The 22,838-nt window shown below is 45.7% G+C and carries 19 protein-coding genes; 14 read left to right on the forward strand and 5 right to left on the reverse strand.

Translation table 11 applies throughout. The features are described 5' to 3' along the window. The first annotated feature begins 99 nt into the window (after window positions 1-99). From RGU72_RS06550 to RGU72_RS06560, 3 genes are all read left to right on the forward strand, one after another. On the forward strand, window positions 100-393 hold the full coding sequence (locus RGU72_RS06550; protein WP_322118962.1) for a FeoA family protein: 294 nt from the start codon (window positions 100-102) through the stop codon (window positions 391-393). After that, the gene (gene feoB / locus RGU72_RS06555) at window positions 393-2,288 is read left to right on the forward strand and encodes a ferrous iron transporter B (RefSeq protein ID WP_322118963.1); all 1,896 of its coding nucleotides are present in this window, start codon (window positions 393-395) and stop codon (window positions 2,286-2,288) included. The genes RGU72_RS06550 and feoB overlap by 1 nt, the downstream gene beginning before the upstream one ends. 565 nt (window positions 2,289-2,853) lie before the next feature. Next, a complete protein-coding gene (locus tag RGU72_RS06560) occupies window positions 2,854-3,426 on the forward strand; it encodes a hypothetical protein (RefSeq protein WP_322118964.1) in 573 nt (190 codons plus the stop codon). An 87-nt stretch (window positions 3,427-3,513) separates the two neighbouring features. Here the strand turns inward: RGU72_RS06560 and RGU72_RS06565 are convergent, their stop codons facing one another. Beyond that, the gene (locus tag RGU72_RS06565; RefSeq protein WP_322118965.1) at window positions 3,514-5,115 is read right to left on the reverse strand and encodes an ABC-F family ATPase; all 1,602 of its coding nucleotides are present in this window, start codon (window positions 5,113-5,115) and stop codon (window positions 3,514-3,516) included. A gap of 584 nt (window positions 5,116-5,699) precedes the next feature. Here RGU72_RS06565 and RGU72_RS06570 point away from each other — a divergent pair. Continuing rightward, window positions 5,700-6,848 (forward strand): class I SAM-dependent methyltransferase, encoded by a 1,149-nt coding sequence (locus RGU72_RS06570; protein WP_322118966.1) that lies wholly within the window; start codon window positions 5,700-5,702, stop codon window positions 6,846-6,848. Between the two features lie 104 nt (window positions 6,849-6,952). Here the strand turns inward: RGU72_RS06570 and RGU72_RS06575 are convergent, their stop codons facing one another. After that, complete coding sequence (locus tag RGU72_RS06575) at window positions 6,953-7,420, reverse strand: GNAT family N-acetyltransferase (protein WP_322118967.1); 468 nt, start codon at window positions 7,418-7,420, stop codon at window positions 6,953-6,955. A 116-nt stretch (window positions 7,421-7,536) separates the two neighbouring features. Here RGU72_RS06575 and RGU72_RS06580 point away from each other — a divergent pair, with 116 nt between their 5' ends. From RGU72_RS06580 to RGU72_RS06610, 7 genes are all read left to right on the forward strand, one after another. Next, window positions 7,537-8,136, forward strand: a complete 600-nt coding sequence (locus RGU72_RS06580; protein ID WP_322118968.1) for a YceI family protein — start codon at window positions 7,537-7,539, stop codon at window positions 8,134-8,136. 686 nt (window positions 8,137-8,822) lie between these two features. Continuing rightward, the gene (locus RGU72_RS06585; protein WP_322118969.1) at window positions 8,823-9,800 is read left to right on the forward strand and encodes a bifunctional riboflavin kinase/FAD synthetase; all 978 of its coding nucleotides are present in this window, start codon (window positions 8,823-8,825) and stop codon (window positions 9,798-9,800) included. A gap of 99 nt (window positions 9,801-9,899) precedes the next feature. Beyond that, window positions 9,900-12,764 (forward strand): isoleucine--tRNA ligase, encoded by a 2,865-nt coding sequence (gene ileS / locus RGU72_RS06590; RefSeq protein ID WP_322118970.1) that lies wholly within the window; start codon window positions 9,900-9,902, stop codon window positions 12,762-12,764. Between the two features lie 173 nt (window positions 12,765-12,937). Then, entirely contained in the window at window positions 12,938-13,456 is a 519-nt protein-coding gene (lspA, locus tag RGU72_RS06595) for a signal peptidase II (protein WP_322118971.1), read from the forward strand. A 9-nt stretch (window positions 13,457-13,465) separates the two neighbouring features. Next, the gene (gene coaBC / locus RGU72_RS06600) at window positions 13,466-14,674 is read left to right on the forward strand and encodes a bifunctional phosphopantothenoylcysteine decarboxylase/phosphopantothenate--cysteine ligase CoaBC (protein ID WP_322118972.1); all 1,209 of its coding nucleotides are present in this window, start codon (window positions 13,466-13,468) and stop codon (window positions 14,672-14,674) included. A 70-nt stretch (window positions 14,675-14,744) separates the two neighbouring features. Next, entirely contained in the window at window positions 14,745-15,194 is a 450-nt protein-coding gene (gene dut, locus RGU72_RS06605; protein ID WP_322118973.1) for a dUTP diphosphatase, read from the forward strand. A 398-nt stretch (window positions 15,195-15,592) separates the two neighbouring features. Beyond that, on the forward strand, window positions 15,593-15,835 hold the full coding sequence (locus RGU72_RS06610) for a GFA family protein (protein ID WP_322118974.1): 243 nt from the start codon (window positions 15,593-15,595) through the stop codon (window positions 15,833-15,835). Between the two features lie 116 nt (window positions 15,836-15,951). On the opposite strand, the gene RGU72_RS06615 is transcribed toward RGU72_RS06610, so the two are convergent. The 3 genes from RGU72_RS06615 to clpS form a co-directional block, all read right to left on the reverse strand. Continuing rightward, window positions 15,952-16,230 carry a hypothetical protein gene (locus RGU72_RS06615; protein ID WP_322118975.1) on the reverse strand — a complete coding sequence of 93 codons (279 nt, stop codon included), beginning with the start codon at window positions 16,228-16,230 and terminating at the stop codon, window positions 15,952-15,954. A 130-nt stretch (window positions 16,231-16,360) separates the two neighbouring features. Next, entirely contained in the window at window positions 16,361-18,661 is a 2,301-nt protein-coding gene (clpA, locus tag RGU72_RS06620) for an ATP-dependent Clp protease ATP-binding subunit ClpA (protein WP_322118976.1), read from the reverse strand. After that, window positions 18,658-18,966, reverse strand: a complete 309-nt coding sequence (clpS, locus tag RGU72_RS06625; protein WP_322118977.1) for an ATP-dependent Clp protease adapter ClpS — start codon at window positions 18,964-18,966, stop codon at window positions 18,658-18,660. The genes clpA and clpS overlap by 4 nt, the downstream gene beginning before the upstream one ends. 505 nt (window positions 18,967-19,471) lie before the next feature. Here clpS and RGU72_RS06630 point away from each other — a divergent pair. The 3 genes from RGU72_RS06630 to RGU72_RS06640 all read left to right on the forward strand — a co-directional run bounded on the left by RGU72_RS06630 (window position 19,472) and on the right by RGU72_RS06640 (window position 22,746). Next, complete coding sequence (locus RGU72_RS06630) at window positions 19,472-20,590, forward strand: transposase (protein WP_322117783.1); 1,119 nt, start codon at window positions 19,472-19,474, stop codon at window positions 20,588-20,590. 500 nt (window positions 20,591-21,090) lie between these two features. Then, window positions 21,091-21,294, forward strand: coding sequence for a cold-shock protein (locus RGU72_RS06635; protein ID WP_126129050.1), 204 nt, complete (start codon window positions 21,091-21,093; stop codon window positions 21,292-21,294). A 243-nt stretch (window positions 21,295-21,537) separates the two neighbouring features. Further along, window positions 21,538-22,746, forward strand: a complete 1,209-nt coding sequence (locus tag RGU72_RS06640) for an MFS transporter (protein ID WP_322118978.1) — start codon at window positions 21,538-21,540, stop codon at window positions 22,744-22,746. The last annotated feature ends 92 nt before the right edge of the window (window positions 22,747-22,838 follow it).

The following is a 22,838-nucleotide window of genomic DNA, read 5'->3' on the forward strand; positions in this document are numbered from 1 at the left end:
ATTAAGAATTAATATCCGAAGGTGGTATAGCTTGAATGCTGATTCATATTGATATATATTCTCATTATCATTTAGTTTTCTCTACACGCAGGATTAATCATGAGCAGTTTGTTGGCTACACCGTCTAACTCCACAACCTTGGATAAGCTTCAGGTTGGCGATTCTGCTTTAGTGACTGAAGTTTCTGAAAATATCATTGTCAGCGCAAAATCTAGTTTTGATGTGGTTCGTCGCTTGAAGGAATTGGGCTTTGTCAAGGGCGAATCAGTAAAGATTTTACACAGGGGTTATTTTGGTGGTGAACCCTTAGCTGTTCGTATCGGGCAATCTACTTTTGCCTTGCGCCGTTTTGAAGCCGCATTAATTGGTGTTGCGAAGGCTGGAATTGCTTAATGAGTCATGCTGAATTTGTTGTCGAGTTGCTTGCACCACGCATCGCATTAGTTGGTAACCCTAATTGTGGGAAAACGGCATTATTCAATCGTTTAACTGGCGCACGGCAAAAAGTTGCTAATTATGCTGGCGTAACGATTGAGCGTAAAGAAGGTAAATTTCGCTCGCCAACTGGACGCACATGGCACGTGTTAGATTTGCCCGGCACATACAGTCTGCATGCCATCACCCCAGATGAAAAAATCACGCAAGATGTGATTACTGGTCAGCGCGCCGATGAGGCTATTCCCGATGCTGTCGTATGCGTTGTTGATGCGACAAATTTAAAGCGCGGACTACGTGTCGCTCTCGAACTAAAAAATCTTGGCATTCCGATGATTTTGGCGGTCAATATGATGGACGTTGCGAGAAAACGCGATATCCATATTGACATAGCTTTACTGCAAACCAGCTTGGGTATTCCAGTTGTTGAAACTGTTGCAGTTACCCCTGACGGCATTGATTTATTGCTTGGCAAGTTGGAAATCCTTGCTGGCACGCTCAAGCAATCTGAGGTCACTTCACCTACAAAATCGATTACTGCTTTAACACCCGAATCAATACAAACAGAAGCCAATGCCATACTGGCGCGCTGCGTTTCTTACGACGTCAGCAAAGATCATCACTTTAGTTTTAAGTTAGATAGCTTTGTCTTGCATCCATTAATTGGACCAGTGATTTTCGCAATCTTGATGTTTTTGGTTTTTCAGGCCGTATTTGCGTGGGCACAATTGCCAATGGACTTAATTAAATCCAGTGTGGACGCGACAGGCGCCTTTGTTGAGTCGCATATGCAAGTTGGCATGTTACAAGGTTTATTAGTCAAAGGTGTTATTGGCGGTGCTGGGAGTGTATTGGTATTCCTACCGCAAATTGTGATTCTGTTTTTCTTTATTCTTGTAATGGAAGACTCTGGCTATTTGCCTCGTGCAGCGTTCTTATTGGACAGAGTCATGGGTAAAGTCGGTTTGTCTGGGCGAGCTTTCATCCCCCTGTTATCTAGTTTTGCTTGTGCAATTCCGGGCATTATGGCGACACGCACAATACAAAACCCGCGTGACCGTTTGGTAACAATCATGATCGCACCGCTCATGACTTGTTCCGCACGGTTACCGGTTTATACCCTTATTATTGCAGCGTTTATTCCTGCCAAAATGCTCGGTGGCTGGCTTAATTTGCAAGGCTTAGTTCTATTTTTATTGTATTTGGCCGGCATCGTGTCTGCAATGTTAGTGGCTTTTGTACTCAAGAAAAAATGGGGCTCATCGGAGCAGCAGCCTTTGATGTTGGAACTACCGGATTATCGCTTACCTAACTCCAGAAATTTAATGATTGGCCTTTGGGAGCGCATTAAGATTTTTGTCACCCGGGTTGGGACGATTATCTTGGCATTGATGATTCTGCTATGGTTTTTGAGCAGTTTTCCTGGTGCTCCAGAAAATGCAACTCAGCCGCCTATTTATTACAGCATTGCCGGCATACTGGGGCGCATGCTTGAAGTCATATTCGCACCAATCGGATTTAACTGGCAAATTTGCATCGCTCTTGTTCCAGGATTAGCAGCCCGTGAAGTCGCTGTTGCCGCACTAGGAACGGTCTACGCGTTATCACAATCTGGCGATGACTTATCGAATAGTCTTCAGCCCTTGATCGCGCATTCTTGGAGTGTACCAACTGCCCTATCGTTGTTAGCCTGGTATGTATTTGCCCCTCAATGTATTGCAACACTCAGCGTTGTAAAGCGTGAAACTAATACTTGGCGCTATCCTTTACTAATGGCGGCTTATCTATTTGGTCTGGCTTACTTTGCCTCATTTGTCACTTACAACGTCGCTAAACTATTGATGGGAGCGTAATGTGCAAACTTTGATCACGCTATTACTTTTGAGTATGGCTACTGTGTATTTGCTTTTAAAGTGGATGCCAGCCTCCGCCAAACAAAAACTCGTACTTTGGATCTTTCAATACTCACCTTCCCTCGCAAAGTATTTGGGTGCGCCTGCAAGTGGCTGTGGTAACGGATGCTCATCATGCGGCACATGCTCCAATTCCTCCTCATCCGATAAGAACACTGCTGATGAAAAGCCAGTGAAATTTATTCGCCAAATTTAAGCATCCCTTAAGCATTAAATCGGACTTGCACAAAACGGCCTTAGCTGTCCTGCGGCATCTAGTCGTACTAAAAGTACTGCCTTCGGGGCTACGTCTTGCCGGGACCATTTTGCGTCGATACTATTAAACTATCCGTCTAAAATTCTAGTTCCAGTTTTGATATTAATTTAATCACTTTATAAAGTGGCCAGTAAAAATTAATTGGTGTATTCTCTGTGGCAAATACAGAGTAGTAATTGCGCATCGCTCGTTTAGACTACAATAAAATAAACACATGTTCCCGAGACAAACTAAGGCCTTCCTACGCATATGAGCGTGACTATTTACGACAAAAGCGACAAAGGTCGCGAAGAGATTGCCACTCGCAAATACCAGCTGCCATCGCGGATGAGAACCTTGCTTGTGATGGTCGACGGTAAGCAAACGGTCGATGATTTGCTTAAAAAAGTTGCAGGTCTAGGATTAAATGCTCAAAGCATTCAGGATCTAGTGGATCAAGGTTTTATTACGCCGCCTTTGTTTGCAGAGCATACCGCAAGCTTAACTACGGTTGATTTAGATATCTCAGACAGCATGACTGAGTCAGGTGATAGCGATTTACCTTCTACCGATCTAATGGACGATGCGACTCGTATTCAGGCACTAAAGAATTTCTTTAATGAAACCATCAAAATAACGCTAGGCTTACGAGGTTTTACTTTGCAGCTCAAGGTAGAACGTTCTGCGACTTTAGAAGAGTTCCGCGAACTACGGAATCCTTATATTGAGGCAGTATTAAAATCAAAAGGAAAAGAAATGGCTCGCAGTCTGCGAGATCGTCTGGACCACCTGCTTTATGCTGGCGATCCCAAATTAGAAAAAATCGTTCCTGACGATGAGTGATTTCGACTAAAAAAATATGAATCAAGCAGACAAAAAGCCAGGAATCTCCTGGCTTTTTGTTTGGTCAAACTGTCGAATAAACTAAGCTTACTCAATACCTTGACTGCTCAAATATTCTTCATATGTACCACGGAAATCGATGATTTCACTTTCTTTGATTTCTAAAATTCGGTTTGCCAGCGAGGACACAAACTCACGGTCATGCGATACAAAAATCAGTGTGCCGGCATATTTTTCGAGCGCGATATTTAAAGATTCGATCGACTCCATATCCATATGATTAGTCGGCTCATCCATCAATAAGACGTTATGACGGCCAAGCATTAACTTGCCGTACATCATGCGGCCTTTTTCACCACCGGACAATACTTTGACTGATTTTTTAACGTCGTCGCCGCCAAACAGCAAACGCCCTAATATTGATCTCACTGCCTGATCATCATCGCCTTCTTGGGTCCAGCGACTTATCCAATCCGTCAGATTTTTATCCTCAGAAAATTCCTCTGTCGGATCTTGTGGCATGTAGCCGACATTGGCATTTTCCGCCCATTTCACCAAACCTCGATCTGCACTCAGTTTGCAAATTTCTTCGCCACCGATGCAACGCAATAAAGTCGTCTTACCGATACCATTAGCGCCAATAATCGCAATGCGTTCGCCTGCTTCTACCATCAAATCAAGCTTGCTAAACAAGGTTTTGTCATAGGACTTAGACAAGCCCTGAACTTCCACTGCCAACCGATGCAATTTCTTTTCGCCGTCAAACCGGACAAAAGGATTCTGGCGACTTGATGGCTTAAAGTCTTCAATTTTAATCTTGTCGATCTGTTTTGCCCGCGAAGTTGCCTGGCGCGCTTTTGATTTGTTCGCTGAGAAACGGCGTACAAAATCTTGTAATTCTGCGACCTTCTCTTTCGCCTTCGCATTGTTCGACATCTGCTGGGCACGTGCTTGCGAGGACGCAAACATATACTCATCATAATTGCCTGGATATACCTTCAAAGTTCCATAATCCATATCTGCCATATGGGTACAAACTTGATTCAAGAAATGTCGATCATGTGAAATAATGATCATGGTCGAGTTACGATCATTCAGCGTATCTTCTAACCAGCGAATAGTATTGATGTCCAAGTTATTCGTTGGCTCATCCAGCAGCAAAATATCAGGATTAGAAAACAATGCTTGTGCCAATAACACCCGCAGTTTCCAACCTGGCGCGATTCCACTCATCAAACCCTGATGCTGATCAGTCGGAATACCCGCACCCAACAACAACTCACCTGCTCTTGGTTCCGCTGTGTAACCATCATATTCGGCGAATTTTGCTTCCAGATCGGCGGCTTTCATGTAGTCGTCGTCAGTTGCCTCTGGGTTAGCATAGATCGCATCGCGTTCAGCCATCGCTGCCCACATCTCTGTGTGCCCCATCATGACAACGTCCAACACCCGCATATCTTCAAAAGCAAATTGATCTTGCCGCAATTTACCGAGACGTTCGTTCTGATCTAGCATCACGGTGCCGCTGGACTGCTCTAAGTCGCCACCAAGAATTTTCATAAAGGTGGATTTGCCACAGCCATTGGCACCAATTAAGCCATAGCGGTTACCGTCGCCAAACTTGACAGTAATGTTTTCAAACAGCGGCTTAGGGCCAAACTGCATCGTAATATTTGCGGTAGAAAGCATGTGTGTATTTTTACTCTTCTCTTAATAATCAATAACTTGCGCGACAATCTTAGACTAATTTCAAGCATTAGAAGTGCTAGCTTGAGTCAACACTCGTCAATAAAATAACGAATCACGTACTATTTTTTTAAAAATTTTTATATCTTAGGTTAGGCAAGATTTTACATCAGCTCGCCTAATAGATAGGGACGTTTGTGATAACTTGCCAGGATTCGTCCGAAAACTGGCAAGAATTTGCCTAAGTCGTTAATTCAGCAATGGAAGTCGCTTCGTCCCCCCCCATAGCAATATCTAATATACTCCCACCAATTTCATTAAAATATACTCTAGTAGCCATTATTTACGTAGACTTTTAAATATACAGATAGGGAGTATAAAATATCAAGCTACCAAAGTTTGAAGTTTGAGGTTTGATTTTTATTGATCTGGAATAGGTGAAGTTAATTTCGTTCAAGCCAACCAATAGATTACTTAAATGCAATATAGGTTAAGTATCTTTCCTAAATCGTCTGGCAATCTTTGTTAAACTCTGGCGCTTCAACTTAAACTGCAACCTGGCGCTACTTAGTGCAACTGAATAAACCATGAGCGATCTCCCTGTCATTAGCTGGACCGAAAACGACCAAGTGCATACCGCTCGTTGGCATTCTGAAAGTGGATCACCAGCGCCTAAACGTGTGCAAATCGCTGATGACCGCATGACTGCCGACACCGCGTACCGTCTTGCTTGTGAAGGCACTGCCTTGTTATGGCGTGGCGACTTTCAAAATGCACGCCAGCTACTACAAGCATTGGCCAGACGGATCGATAAAAAGCCAGCTAAATCACGCAAAGCTGAGAAAGCTCCGGCAACGATGACAGAGGCTTTCCATTTGCACCGTCAGGCCCAATCACAGCGTGCCCGTGTGTTGGCAATGCTGTTATTGCCGTTTAATGCCGACTACAGCATTCCCCTCCGCCGTGCCCCTGATCTGCGCCAAGCCTGCGCTGAGGCTTATGGTGTCGTTGATGCAAACAGCACGCCTTTCATCGCGTCGCTTAGAGAATTATTAGGACTGACAGGCGCGCATGAGTGGCGTAAAAACGGCGTAGAAATCGAGGTGCTGAACAACCGCATTCACCCACATTACGGCGTGTTCTCACCTGTTCGTGGCGAATATTTGGATCTGATCGCCAAAGCGCCATTGCCATCAACCGAACTGGCGTTTGATATTGGTACCGGCACCGGCGTCATTGCTGCTTTGCTCGCACAACGCGGCATCAAGCGCATTATCGCCACCGATCAGGATGAGCGTGCATTAAGCTGCGCTCGTGAGAATATTCAGCGATTAGGGAGCGACCAGCAAGTTGAGATCATTAAGGCAGATTTATTTCCGGCAGGCCGCGCGCCGCTGATAGTCTGCAACCCACCGTGGGTTCCTGCCCGCCCCAACTCGCCGATTGAATATGCAGTCTACGACCCAGATAGCCGCATGTTGCGTGGATTTTTATCCGGCGTTGCGGATCATTTAGAAGCCAAAGGCGAGGCCTGGCTTATTCTGTCCGATCTGGCAGAACATCTGGGCTTGCGCACATCGGCAGAATTATGGTCGTGGATGGATGCGGGCGGTTTAGAAGTCGTTGGAAAAATGGATATCAAACCACGGCATGGCAAAGCGACCGATAGCGAGGATCCTTTGCATGGCGCCAGATCAAAAGAAGTGACTTCTTTGTGGCGCTTGAGGGTGAAGTAAGCGACGTGAGGTAAGCGCTATGTTCAAAAGCTCAAAATCCGATGAAAACTTCTTAACTAAATTAAGCTTCAGCGTAATTCAAGCTCAATCTAATTCAATCTGATTCAATTTAATTCAAGCACATAAGACCATTCAGCCCCGGTGCTTGGGTCAAGTTTTCCCTCGATCTGCCACCCCATTGATTTATAGAGATGAACAGCCGCAAACATCGTTGTCCATGTCTCTAAATAAATGCTGGTATAGCTTGTTTGCTTAGCGATCACGACTGCGTTTTGAAGCAAAATTTTGCCAATGCCCTTCCCTCTGGTAGCAGAATCCACATAAAAGGCAGAGAGTTTAAGGACACGTTCACTTTTGCGAGAGAGTATTAATGAACCGACGATTTCTCCATCTAACTCCGCAACCAATTGTGTAATAGTCGTTTGGCTAAGTACGCCCAATTGCCCTAAGTCTCGGTCTAAATGATCAAAATCTGGCTCCAGACCAAATTCACGCATAGCAACGCTGGCAATCTCATGCACCCTAGGGCGGTCAGCCAGGCACGCTGCTCTTATAACTACATTGTTCGGCATAAATCCATTTCAAAATGAGTTTCGTAGTCATAAATGACCCGTGAAAATTTAACACGGCCAGAACACATCTCAGTAGAATAAAAGTGTGATTATTCGGGAAATCTAAGGAGTTCATTATGCCGCTTTTGCTTTTGCGTCATCTATCTGGCCGTTACGTCTCGATAATATTTCTGCTGTTATGGCTTGTTATTCCAAATGCCCACGCCATTGATCGCTATCAAATCGATCCTGAGCATACTTTCTCCGTATTTGAATACAATCACTGGGGCTTGTCTTTGCAACGTGGGCGGTTCGACAAGAATACCGGCACGATTGAGCTAGATACTGCCAATAAAACTGGCTCGGTTCAATTTGAGATCGACACTGCCTCGGTCAGTACCGGCACTGCGCTGTTCGACACCAGCTTACGCTCACCTAGTTTTTTTGATGCGATGCAATTCCCAAAAATCGCTTTTAAATCAAACGCCTTACGATTTGACGATGCTGGAAAACTCACCGGCATCGATGGTGATTTAACCATCAAAGGTATCACTAAGCCTGCTAAGTTCGAGCTGACGCAATTCAATTGCCGCTTTATGGTGATCTATTTACGATCGGCATGTGGCGCCAATGGTTACACCAAAATCCTGCGCAGTGATTTTAATGTTGGACGATATGTGCCATTTGTGAGCGATGAAGTGACTTTGTATTTCAGCGTTGAGGCAATTAAAGAGTAAATAGAGGGTTGTAAATAAGAAGTACTTCAGTTGCTGGCCAAGGAATAGAATTTAAAGATCGCCTTTACCGATCTAAACTAGATCATCAGACTATTTACTCGACACCCACAAATAATATACTGGTATCCCGTATATTTTAGTTGTCCATATGATTACTGGGCAATAGAGCATTTTTACAAAAAATAATGGGGAGTATATTGCTTGAGCTTGTAATTTTGTTGATGAAAAACACAACAAGAATGGTTTTTTCAACATCACCAGCCTGGTAAAGTTGAGAGCGTAAAAGTTTTCACTGAAGTCTTTATTGTTCAAAAATCGATGGCCCCAGACGAATTATCCTAGAAACGGCAGTTGGACGAGTCTGAGTGTGCATTTTTTTCGGCTTTTCAGCAAGGCGAGACGAGGCGCAACCTTCACGTTGCAACGAGGAGCAACGCAGCTGGGGAGCCGAAAAAGTGTGCAATCAGATTCGTAGTGCTGTCACCAGAACGGTGACGGTAAAAACACTGAAACGATTCAATTTAATCAAATACTTATTAATACTGACAAGCGGTCAACTGTCGTTTCTAGGATTATCATCAACGAAAGTCTTTCTTTCCCTCATCCAAAGCAAAAACGTAATGAGAATGCATTTATAATCGAAGGTTTTGCATTCAGTCGTTACTCATAGCAGTCACTCAAAAAATATGAAGGTATTTCGCGGACTTCCCAACGCTGCCTCGCGTGCGCCCTGCGCACTGGCAATAGGCAACTTTGATGGCGTGCATCTTGGACATCAGGTTTTACTGTCCCACTTGCGCGCCGCCGCTACACGCTTGAACGTTGAAGCTGCGGTCATGACGTTTGAACCACATCCACGGGCATTTTTTGCGCAATTGTCTGGCGATATCAGTAAAGCACCTAGCCGCATTGCCAATCTGCGTGACAATATGCTGTCGCTGCAAGAAGCTGGCATCGACCGTGTGATCGTGGAGCATTTCAATGCGCATTTTGCTGCGCTGTCACCACAAGATTTTATTGAAAAAATTCTGGTGCAAGGCTTGCACGTGAAATGGTTAATGGTTGGCGAAGATTTTCGGTACGGTGCCAAACGCGCCGGCGATATCGACATGCTGATCGCAGCTGGCAAACGATTTGGCTTTGAGGTCGAAACACTGCCTGCGGTACAACACAAAGGCGAGCGTATATCTTCATCGGCTGTGCGCGCTGCGCTGGCGGCAGGTAACTTTGTCGAATCCGAACATTTACTTGGGCGCCCTTATCGTATCTCTGGCCATGTAGTACATGGTCAAAAGTTAGGACGCACTATCGGTTTCCCTACATTGAACTTACAAATCGCGCATCATCGTCCTGCTTTGCAAGGCATCTTTATCGTACAAGTGCATGGTTTATCCGTGCAAGCTTTGCCTGCCGTCGCTAGCCTGGGCGTAAGACCAACGGTAGATGATAGTGGCCGCGTGCTGCTAGAGACACATGTATTTGATTACAGCGGCAATGCCTATGGCAAAGTGGTCCAGATAGAGTTTTTACAGAAGCTGCGTGATGAAGAAAAATACATCGATCTGGCAACCCTGACCGAAGCGATTGAGCGCGATGCCGAACAGGCCAGAGCGTATTTTCGTAATCGTGCCACGGGTGCGATATCTGCTACTGACCGAATTTGAAGGTCACTTCTCTTTGTTTAATTCAAGCATTTTTGAATTGAATTAAATTGAGTCGTCTTCACAAAGAACGCAAAAAAAATAACTCACTTAAAGAAAATTATGTCTAACGAAAAGTCAGCAAAAGTCGCCAGCAAGTATCCAGTCAATATGACTGAAACCCCGTTCCCGATGCGCGGCGATCTCGCCAAGCGCGAGCCGCAATGGGTGAAGCAATGGCAAGACAAAAAAATCTATCAACGCATCCGCAAGGCCTCTGCCAATCGTCCAAAATTTATTCTGCATGACGGCCCGCCGTACGCCAACGGCGACATCCACATCGGCCATGCAGTTAACAAAATTCTGAAAGACATGATCGTCAAAGCACGCAATATGGCGGGCTTTAATGCGCAGTATGTGCCGGGTTGGGATTGCCATGGCATGCCGATCGAAATCCAGATCGAAAAACTATACGGCAAAAATCTGCCGGTGGCCGAAGTACAAGCCAAAGCGCGCGCCTATGCAAACGAGCAGATAGAACGACAAAAAGTAGACTTTATCCGCCTGGGGGTCTTGGGTGAATGGGACAATCCCTACAAAACCATGAACTTCGGCAATGAGGCCGATGAAATCCGTGCACTCGGCAAGTTGCTTGAAAAAGGCTATGTGTATCGTGGCCTGAAGCCGGTCAACTGGTGTTTTGATTGCGGCTCTGCTTTGGCAGAGGCAGAAGTCGAATACGAAAATAAACGTGACCCGTCAATCGATGTCGGTTTCCCGTTTGCAGAGCACGACAAGATCGCTGCGGCGTTTAAACTCGCCAAGCTGCCTGTCGACAAAGGCTACTGCGTGATCTGGACCACGACACCGTGGACCATCCCCTCCAATCAAGCATTGAACATGCATCCGGAAATCACTTACGCACTGGTCGAGACCGTACGTGAGGGCGAACCGACCTTGCTGATTCTGGCAAACGATCTGGTAGAGGCATCGCTCACCAATTATGGTCTGGAAGGTAAAGTCATCGCGACCTGCCTCGGCGCTGATCTTTCAGAGATCAATTTTAAACATCCGATGGCACAATTGGATGCAGGCTACGACCGTTTTTCTCCCGTCTATATGGGTGAATACGTGACGCTCGATAGTGGCACAGGTGTGGTCCATTCCGCACCAGCTTACGGTATAGAGGATTTCCAATCCTGCAAAGCACACGGCATGAAGGATGATGCCATCATCGCGCCAGTAATGGGCGACGGAAAGTTTGCGTCTTCACTGCCCTTCTTCGCGGGGATGACGATCTGGGAGGCGTCCAAACCGATCTGCGACAAACTCAAAGAAGCGGGTACCTTGTTCTCGCTGAAAATGTTTGATCACAGCTACATGCACTGCTGGCGTCATAAAACGCCGATCATCTACCGTGCAACATCGCAATGGTTTGCGAGTATGGACAATATACCAAAAGATGGTGGCAATAGCCTGCGCCAAACCGCATTAAAAGCGATCGACGAGACCGCATTTTTCCCAGCATGGGGCAAAGCGCGCCTGCATGGCATGATCGCCAATCGTCCGGACTGGACACTGTCACGTCAGCGTCAATGGGGCGTACCGATGGCGTTTTTCTTGCACAAAGAAACGGGACAACTGCATCCACGCACCGCGGAATTTCTAGAACAAATTGCGCAACGTGTTGAGAAAGAGGGTATCGAAGCCTGGCAAAAAATCGAAGTTGCTGATTTGCTTGGTGATGATGCCGATATGTACGTCAAAAACCGCGATACGCTGGATGTCTGGTTTGATTCAGGCACCACACATTACACGGTCTTGCGAGGTTCACATAAAGAACAATCGCAGTTCCCTGCCGACTTGTACCTGGAAGGCTCTGATCAGCATCGAGGCTGGTTCCATTCGTCTTTACTGACTGCATCGATGCTGGACGGTCGTGCGCCTTACAAGGCTTTGCTGACGCACGGGTTTGTGGTCGATGGCGAAGGCAAGAAAATGTCTAAGTCCAAAGGTAACGTCGTAGCGCCACAAAAAATCTCGGACACCTTGGGTGCAGATATCTTGCGCTTGTGGGTAGCTGCAACCGATTACTCCGGCGAGCTGTCTATCTCTGACGAGATCTTGAAACGTGTTACAGAATCTTATCGCCGCATTCGCAATACTTTGCGCTTCCTGTTAGCGAATACCTCAGATTTCAATCCTGCGACGGACGCAGTGGCTATCAATGAGATGCTGGAAATTGATCGTTACGCGATCGCCAATATGGCAGCGTTGCAAGCCGATATCCTCGCTCATTATGAGCAGTTTGAATTCCATCCGGTGGTCGCCAAATTGCAATCCTTCTGCTCAGAAGATCTTGGTGGTTTCTACCTTGATATCCTGAAAGACCGTTTATATACAAGTGGCACGACGTCGACAGCACGTCGTTCTGCACAAACAGCGATCTGGCATATCACGCAAAGTTTGCTGCGCCTGATGGCACCAACATTGTCTTTTACAGCGGAAGAAGCCTGGGTCAGTTTCGCCAGCAAAGAAGCTTACGCAGAAAGCGATGAAACGATTTTTACGCAACTGTATTACGCTTTACCAGTCATCGACAATGCCAGTGCACTGATGGAAAAATACACTGCGTTGCGCTTGATTCGCACGGACGTTACTAAGCAATTGGAAGAAGTTCGGGTAGCTGGCGGCATCGGGGCATCCTTGCAAGCGGAAGTGACCATCAAAGCCAGCGGTGCTAAATTTGACTTACTGCAAAGCTTTGCCGATGACTTGCGTTTTGTATTAATCACATCAGCAGCGGTGATAGAGAAAGTGGCGACGGAAGCGGAAGAAGCTGTGATTGTTACGCCATCCAGCTATCAAAAGTGTGAGCGTTGCTGGCACTATCGCGCTGATGTTGGGGCACATGCAGAACATCCCGGTTTATGCGGTCGTTGTATCAGTAATTTGTTTGGTGCCGGAGAATCACGTCAATTTGCGTAATTCAAATTGACTCAATTTATCGCTTTAAGCTTTAGCCCCTCTCTCATTTGTGGGAGAGGGTTGAGATGAGAGATCAGCGGCTCAATAATGCAATCATGATCGATGTCATCAAGAATCATCAAGAATCATTTACACGATAATCTCTCTTATTAAAACAAATTCATTCTCACTATATGGCAACTAAAAAACGCAATTCGTTTTCTACCGTCTCTAAATCTTCAGGGAGCTCACTGGCGCCTTGGCTAGGCTTGGCCGGTATTGTTATTTTGTTAGATCAACTTAGCAAAATAACGATCGCCAAACTATTTACTCTGGGCGAATCACTTCCAGTCACCTCTTTCTTCAACCTGGTGTTGGCGTATAACAAGGGCGCGGCGTTCAGTTTCTTATCATCAGAATCTGGCTGGCAACGTTATTTATTTACCGCCATCGGCGTAGTTGCTGCTCTGGTCATTACTTATCTGATCAAGCAAAATGCAGGACAGCGCTTGTTTTGCTGGGCGCTAGCCTTGATTATGGGGGGTGCTCTGGGTAACGTGCTGGATCGCTTGATGTACGGTCATGTCATCGATTTTTTGGACTTCCATTACAAGGATGCGTATCACTTCGCTGCATTTAATATTGCAGATAGTGCTATTTGTGTTGGTGCAGCTTTATTTATTTTGGACGAGCTGCGTCGGGTAAAAAAATAAGGAATCATCATGCGGCTTGCTGGCAAAAAAATTGTTCTCGGCTTAACTGGTGGTGTCGCCTGTTATAAGATTGCGGAACTGACTCGCGCATTAGGCAAAGCAGGTGCGCAAGTACAAGTCGTAATGACGCAAAGTGCGACGCAATTCATCACTCCTGTGACCATGCAAGCGCTGTCGGGCAATCCTGTTTATACCGATCAGTGGGATGCACGGATCCACAACAATATGCCGCATATCGACCTTACTCGTGATGCCGATGCGATAGTAGTTGCACCTTGCAGCACGAATTTCATCTCCAAACTAGCGCATGGTGCTTGCGATGATCTGCTGTCAACTCTGTGCGTAGCTCGGCCACATCATGTGCCACTACTGGCAGCACCTGCAATGAACGTAGAAATGTGGCTCAATCCGGCTACCCAACGTAACGTTGCGCAAATTAAAAAAGATGGTATCCAAATTTTAGGGCCTGCGGCAGGTGAGCAAGCCTGCGGTGAAGTTGGTATGGGTCGGATGTTAGAGGTCGATCAGTTACTGGCAGAAATCATAGCGTCTTTTCAGGCTAAATCTCTGGTTGGAAAAGAGGTACTGATTACAGCAGGTCCGACATTTGAACCTATCGATCCAGTGCGTGGGATCACCAATTTATCATCAGGGAAAATGGGTTATGCGATTGCTCAAGCGGCGTGGGAAGCTGGAGCCAATGTCACTTTAATCTCTGGACCTACTGCATTAGATGCACCTTATGGCACGCATCGCATCTCGGTGCAGACCGCACAGCAAATGCATGATGCTGTTATTGCGCAACTAACATCTACCGCAAAAAAACCGCAAGATATTTTTATCGCGGTAGCCGCAGTAGCTGACTGGCGCGTAGCGAATACAAGTGCACAAAAAATTAAAAAAACTAGTGATAGCGACATGCCGCAGCTTGAATTTGTGCAAAATCCAGATATCCTTGCTAGCGTTACGGCTCTTCCAAATGCGCCCTACTGCGTTGGATTTGCCGCTGAATCTGAACATCTTTTGCAATATGGCACGGCTAAACGCATAAAGAAAAATGTACCTCTGCTAGTTGGCAATATCGGCCACCATACTTTTGGCAAAGACGAAAATGAGTTAATTTTATTTGATGCAAACGGACATACAGCTTTACCAAGAGCAAATAAACAGACGCTCTCTGTTCAATTGATACAAGAAATCGCACAGCGTTTAAGCTAATAAAATTCAACACAAAATTCGCACTAAACTCTTCACTAATTTCAACACGTACGTATATCAAAGAATTCGCATGAAAAATATCGATCTGAAAATCCTCGACACTCGCATGAAAGACCAAATGCCAGCCTATGGCACGCCAGGTAGCGCAGGCTTGGATTTGCGGGCTTGCATAGATGCGCCAATTACGATTAAACCAGGTGAGACTGTTTTAATCCCCACTGGCCTGGCAATACACATAGGTGACCCAACTTACGCCGCTATGATCTTGCCACGCAGTGGTATGGGACATAAAAACGGCATTGTATTAGGTAACCTTGTTGGCTTGATCGACTCGGACTACCAAGGTCAACTGATGGTGTCTACATGGAATCGTGGTCAAAACGAATTCACCTTGCAACCAATGGAGCGTTTGGCACAGCTGATCATTGTCCCTGTATTGCAAGTCGGTTTTAATATAGTAGAAGAATTTGGTGGTAGTGAGCGTGGTGAGGGTGGATTTGGTAGTACTGGCAAACACTAGGACGCATTTCGCATGACTGATCAAATTGTAAAAAAATATCAAGGGAGTTGTCATTGCGGCGCGATACGATTTGAGATTCAAACCGATTTCCCAGAACTAACTATTTGCGACTGCTCAATTTGTCGCAAGAAAAATGCGCTAATGGTTAGGGTCTGTTATCACTCAAATCGGGAGATGCGTTCAAACCAAAACACAGGATGGCAAGGCGCGCATCGCCGCTGAGGCTGGTGCCTCAGCAAGAGGTGCAACGCAGTCCATCGTGCGTTTTGGTTTGAACCCTTCGGGAATGGCCAAAACAAGCACATGGCGTTGTTGCAAGTGGCTTACAGTGATGACACTGCCGCGCAACTTGCGCCTAGCCCTGTGCTTGTTTTGACTCAGTCGCACTCCCGATTTGAGTGATAACAGACCCTAAGGTGCATGAGAATCAATTTGAATTACTCGCCGGAGAAGAACAACTGAGCGAGTATCAATACAACAGCATGTCTGCGAGACATTTTTTCTGCAAAATTTGCGGTATTTATCCATTCCATCGCAAGCGCGTTACGCCGGATCATTTTGGCATCAATGTGCATTGTCTGGATAATTTTGATCCTGCTACGATTCCAGTTCGGCAAACTTTCGGCTCAAAAATGAGCTGAATAAAACTCAGCCAAATGAATCAGAAACCAATTACAATCTAACACACATTTAGAAAAATAAACTAGTCAAAACAAAAAGCCCGAACTAGAGTCCGGGCTTTTTGTTTTACTACATATTACTTTTTAAGTTTTCGGCTACGTCCTGCCGATTCTCGCAAAATAGTGTAGTTCCATTCATCAGTATGCAAACCTGCATCGGTATTGACGGTTACTTTAAACAGGTCATCCTCCCCTTTGATTCTTTGACCAGAAGCAATGTGTTTTTTATTCACATCGCTTCGTTCGTATACATCAACTTCGACTTCTTTACCTTCTAAACCCGATTGAGAAAGAATCGAATCGATCGTCTTCAGTGTGTAGTCAAGTACAAATATTGGGAGTGTAAAACCAACCATGTCATCCTCCTTGGTAAAATATTTTTAGAGTCGTTAAAATTCTCAGTACAAAAATAACTATGTTTTACCAAAGAGTCAGCCGTGCAGAATTACTGTACAAACTCACTTTATAAATTTACTCAACTTAAATTTACTCAACTTCTACTACTTCTTGTGGAGCCTCAGGTGGTGTTGCATCGCCTTCAGAAAATTCTAACTTGATCTGATCTTTGTCATCCAGGTCAACGATGACACGACCACCACTAACTAATTTCCCGAATAATAGTTCGTCAGCCAGTGCTTTTCGTATCATGTCTTGAATCAAGCGCGCCATTGGTCTTGCGCCCATCAATGGATCAAAACCTTTTTTACCTAGGAATTTACGTAAAGACTCAGTAAAGGTAACTTCGACTTTTTTCTCATGCAATTGCTCTTCTAACTGCATTAAGAATTTATCGACAACACGCAAGATAATTTCTTCATCCAAGGCACGGAAACTAATGATTGCATCCAGACGATTACGGAACTCAGGCGTAAACATCCGCTTGATATCCGCCATCTCGTCGCCTGCTTCTTTACTGTCATTGAAGCCAATAGAACGTTTCTGCAAACTCTCAGCACCTGCATTGGTTGTCATGATAATGATCACATTACGGAAATCCGCCTTACGACCATTATTGTCTGTCAGCGTGCCATGATCCATAACTTGCAACAAGATGTTGAATACGTCTGGATGGGCTTTCTCAATCTCATCCAGCAGCAATACAGCATGCGGCTTCTTATTGATCGCCTCGGTCAACAAGCCACCTTGGTCGAAACCGACATAACCGGGCGGCGCGCCGATTAGGCGGCTGACGGCATGGCGCTCCATGTATTCAGACATATCAAAGCGAATCAGTTCAATACCGAGTGTAAATGCCAGCTGCTTTGCAACTTCCGTTTTACCGACACCCGTTGGGCCCGAGAATAAAAAGGAGCCGATTGGTTTATCTGCATTGCCCAAACCAGCACGTGCCATCTTGATTGACGCAGCTAAAGCATCAATTGCTGGTTCTTGACCAAAGACGACATTTTTCAGATCACGATCAATTGTTTTCAGCTTACTGCGGTCATCTTGGTTGACCGTTTGTGGCGGAATACGAGCGATCTTAGCAATGATGTCTTCAATATCGGCTTTACCTATTGTTTTCTTTTGCTTCGATTTTGGCAATACACGTTGCGCAGCACCGGCCTCATCAATTACATCAATTGCCTTATCTGGCAGATGACGATCGTTGATGAAGCGTGCTGACAATTCAGCTGCGGTTGTCAATGCAGAAGCGGAATATTTAACGTTATGGTGCTCTTCAAATTTAGATTTGAGACCACGCAAAATTTGCACCGTTTGTTCAATCGTCGGCTCATTGACGTCAATTTTTTGGAAACGTCGTGCCAAAGCATGATCTTTTTCAAACACGCCGCGATACTCAGTGTAAGTCGTCGCACCGATGCATTTAAGCTGACCATTAGATAAGGCAGGCTTCAATAGATTAGAGGCATCCAGAGTGCCGCCAGAAGCAGAGCCTGCTCCGATGATCGTATGGATTTCATCAATAAATAAAATACCGGTAGGGTTATCTTTAAGCTGCTTGAGCACACCTTTCAGGCGTAATTCAAAATCACCACGGTATTTTGTACCGGCTAACAAAGCACCCATGTCCAGCGAATAGACGATAGAGTTTTGCAAAATCTCAGGTACATCGTTTTGCGTAATGCGCCATGCCAATCCCTCAGCAATCGCTGTTTTTCCTACACCGGCCTCACCAACCAGCAAGGGATTATTTTTACGACGACGGCATAAAATTTGAATCACGCGCTCAACTTCGCTGTCCCGTCCGATCAATGGATCGATCCGACCTTCCGCTGCAGCCTTGTTCAAATTTTGAGTAAATTGGTCGAGAGGATTTTCTTTTTGCTGACCTTCTGTCTGTGGTTCCTCTCCACCTTCAGATGATTTTTGTGGCTCGGTCTGCTGATCTTTGCGCACACCATGAGAGATGAAATTAACCACATCCAGACGTGTCACACCTTGCTGATGCAAATAATAAACAGCGTGTGAATCTTTTTCGCCAAAAATCGCTACCAGCACATTCGCGCCAGTGACTTCTTTTTTGCCGTTAGACGCAGATTGCACATGCATGATCGCACGCTGAATCACACGCTGAAAACCAAGCGTTGGTTGCGTATCTACCTCGCTGGTGCCGGGCACAGTTGGCGTATTGTCGCTGATAAAATTACTGAGAGATTTGCGTAAATCTTCAATATTTACGGCGCAAGCTCGCATTACCTCGGCAGCGGAAGGATTATCCAGCAAGGCGAGCAACAAGTGCTCGACCGTGATGAACTCATAACGAGCCTGTCTGGCTTCAACAAAAGCCATGTGCAGGCTAACTTCCAGTTCTTGCGCAATCATACTTCCTCCATCACACATTGCAGGGGGTGCCCTGCCTTACGAGCGTGCGTCAACACCAGTTCCACTTTGGTTAAAGCGACATCCTTGGTATAAACCCCACAGATGCCTTTGCCGTCCCGGTGTACCTTAAGCATGATCTGCATCGCGGTTTCGCGGTCTTTATTAAAATACTCCTGAATGATGGCCACTACAAACTCCATCGGAGTGTAGTCATCATTGAGCAGCGCCACTTGGTACATGGATGGAGGTTTAAGCTTTTGGGCTTGCCGCTCCAGTATCGTACCGTTTCCTTGCTTGTTTCCCATGCGTCTATTCTAGTACGTTGATTCAGTCGAGAGTCGAAAAATAAACGGATAAAAGGAGGTTTGTTTGATCAATGCACACTTAGTGACTGAATCGCACAACAACAAATCAATCACATTTTAGTGATGTTACGCTTTTTCTTTATTTTCCGCAGATGGTGCTCAAATTCAATACATCAAGTCTGCTGGTGATAATTCAAATAGATTTAAGATTTACACAACATTGTCCCAGTAAGACATAGCTTCAAAGACAGTGCGTTAGTACATCACTTAGCACAAACGAGCTCTGCAACCCGGCTGGGGTGGTTTTGCGTAAGTTCAAATATTGAAAAACCACACATCATTGGCTGCCTTACGTAAGCCGCTTAACAATATTTTCAGTCTTAAGAGGTTCTTGCAAAACGAAACACCGGAGAGTAATTTTATTGCGAGAAGCGCAAAATAGATGAGAAAGGAGCGGCCATTTCTGGCAAGATGAAAGTGACTAAACAACCATCTGCGCTCCGCTATGAATCCTACACAACGCCTGCTGATAATGCAACGCTGGAATTTACTGCAACACGATTTGCTACCGGAGATAAAACAGCAATGCGGGTCACTGACGCCGAAGCTGGAAAAATTGATTCATGTACTAGACTGGGTGCGCATCGAAGAATTTGTGTCGGACCAATGGCAAGGGATAGGACGCAAACCGCATGACCGTGGTGCATTGGCCAGCGCCTTCATCGCCAAAGCTGTGTTGGGGCTCAATACAACAGCGGCCTTAATAGAACGATTGACGATGGATCGCAGTTTAAAACGGCTGTGCGGCTTTGAGATGTGGAAAGAAGTTCCGAATGAAGCCACTTTTTCGCGCGCCTTTGGCGAATTTGCCCAAGCCAAATTAGCGGAGAAAGTGCACGAAGCGCTGATCAAGAGTTATTTAGGCGACAGCCTCATTGGACACATCAGCCGTGACGGCACGGCGATTGCGGCGCGCGAGAAGCCGAAGAAACACATGAAAGTTGTTTCCGTAGAAAAGGCCCAAAAGCAGCGCCGTGGACGGCCAAAGAAAGGCGAGATAAGGCCGCCAAAGGAAGAGAAAGTGACCAAGATAGGCTGGCAGTTGACGCAAACTTTACCGAGCATCGTCAATGCTTTACCCAAAGAGTGTGACCGCGGCACTAAATGCAATGCGCAAGGTTATAAAGTGAGTTGGAACGGCTACAAGCTGCATATCGACACCGCTGACTGCGGCGTTGCCATCAGTGCGCTATTGACCAGCGCCTCGGTGCACGATAGTCAAACGGCGGTGCCGTTAGCAACGATGACGGCCGCACGAGTAACGAATTTGTACGATTTGATGGATGCAGCGTATTGCAGTGAAGAGTTAAGGGCACACAGCAAAAGTCTTGGCCACGTGCCATTAATTGATCACAACGCACGCGGCGGGGAGAAGAAACCGTTCGCCCCGCATGAACAACAGCGTTATAAAGAACGCACGCAAGCTGAACGTACCAATGGCAGGCTGAAAGACGAATTTGGTGGCACGACAGTACGGGTGCGTGGTAGCGAAAAAGTGATGTCGCATTTGATGTTTGGTTTATTGGTATTGACCGCAGATCAGTTGATGCGTTTATTTACGTAACAGCTTTGCTTTTAAAGAGTCGAAAAAAACAACGTTTCCCAACGTTCATAGGGGCAGTGATGGTCACATAGGGATTGACACGCCATAAAACGATAATCCGGCACAAATTCATGTCACATGTGCCGCTTCAAACAAGAAAACCAATCGCAACAGTGGCCACACCCATGCTCGACTTTACTGGTTTGGGTATTTTGCAAGAAGCTCTTAAGTATAAATTATTGAAAGTGATATACACCCGAATAACATTCGCTCGTATGTATTAAAACAAAAAAGCCCGGTCTATTGTCATTAAGTAAAAAAACAACAGTGTTGCAAACAGTGTCTGATATAGCAACAAAATATCTTGACATTACTTTTTTTTCCGCCAAGAATGACATTCATTGACAATAAATACGCAGCAAATCGTCAATAGAAGTGAGCAAGTTTAGGGGAAGACTGCTTTATGCTAGGTTTCTTGCTTTTACGGCTCGTGTGATTAGTTTATATTTGAAAGATGCATTATGGCAACAGGTACCGTCAAGTGGTTCAATGATTCCAAAGGCTTTGGCTTTATCACTCCGGATGACGGCGGTGAGGATTTGTTCGCCCACTTTTCCGCAATCCAGATGAACGGCTTTAAGACTTTAAAAGAAGGTCAAAAAGTACAGTTCGAAGTCACGCAAGGCCCTAAAGGCAAGCAAGCTTCCAACATCCAGAATCCTTAATCTTTTTGATTAGAGATTTCGTAAAAAGCCCCGCTTCGGCGGGGCTTTTTTATTTTCATTCTCTTCATTTTTATTGATTGATTGATTAAAAAATTTGAGTAAATTATTTTGCACCCAGATGTTCCAATGGAAAATCTAGGTTGAATACTATTTGCAAACGAACGAGTTTTTTACGTCAATCCGCGTTAATTGTTAAACTCTTGCGCATTAATTCTGCTTTATTTTATTTTTCCAAGAAAATCGATGTCCAATCTTTCCATTGCACCCGACGGCGCAGCGTCAGTAAAGCCTGTACTGACCAAAAATTTAGTCATGTTCTTCGCATTCTGTTGTGGTGCGATTGTCTCTAATATTTATTATTCCCAGCCATTGATTGAACTGATTGCGCCAGAAATCGGCTTGACCGATAGCGTTGCCAGCTTGATCGTATCTCTGACGCAAGCAGGTTATGCGCTTGGGATGTTGTTGCTGGTGCCGCTTGGTGATTTGCTGGAAAACCGTAAGCTCATGGTCAGCACTTTGGTCGTTGCGATGGTGAGTCTGGTGGGTGCGGCGACCGCACATAGCCCCAATGTTTTTCTGCTCTTTTCTATCCTCATCGGATTTAGCTCTGTGTCTGTCCAAATGATCGTACCGCTGGCGGCACATATGGCAGATGAATCCAGCCGTGGTCGGGTAGTTGGAAGTGTCATGAGTGGTCTGTTGTTCGGCATTTTGCTATCACGCCCGATCGCGAGTCTGATCGCTGATCACTTCGGCTGGCGCGCCGTATTTTTGATGGCCAGCGTGTTAATGGTGCTAATTGTTGTGTTACTGCTGGTGACGATGCCTAAACGCCAGCCAGCACATTCTGCCACTTACTTTCAGCTATTGCGCTCTTTACTGACGCTATTTCGTCACCAGCCAGTGTTGCGGCAAAGAGCGTTTTATCAAGCGAGCATGTTTGGCTCTATGGCCTTATTTTGGACGGTTGCACCGGTAGAGCTGGCGCGTCACTTTAGTTTTTCTCAAACGCAGATAGCCCTGTTTGCTTTGGTTGGTGCTGCCGGTGCGTTTGCTGCGCCGTTTGCTGGCAGGCTTGCAGATGCGGGACATGGGCGCATCGGTAGTTTGATGGCGATGATCGGTGCCATTTTGAGTTTTTGGCCTTCGCTTATGATCCCCGCTTTAGGTGTGATCGGATTGGGAATCACTGCCGTATTGCTGGACTTGTGCGTGCAAATAAGTATGGTGATTGGTCAGCGGGAAGTGTATGCGCTAGACCCAGCTAGTCGCAGTCGTATCAACAGTATTTACATGACTTGTATTTTTGCCGGTGGTGCAACCGGATCGGGTATTGGCAGTAGCTTGTACGTTAGCGGTGGTTGGATGTGGGTCGGCACCGTGGGCAGTTTGATCGCCAGTATTGCGTTGATGAAGTTCTTGTTTGATCAGCGTAAAAGTAGATCGTAGTTGAAAATGCCAGTTGAATCAAAGGCGACGGTAGCAGAAAAATCAATATACTCCCCCTCATTTTTCAATAATATGCCTCATTGTCCAATGAT

This window comes from Undibacterium sp. 5I1 (assembly GCF_034314085.1).
GTDB lineage: Bacteria > Pseudomonadota > Gammaproteobacteria > Burkholderiales > Burkholderiaceae_D > Undibacterium.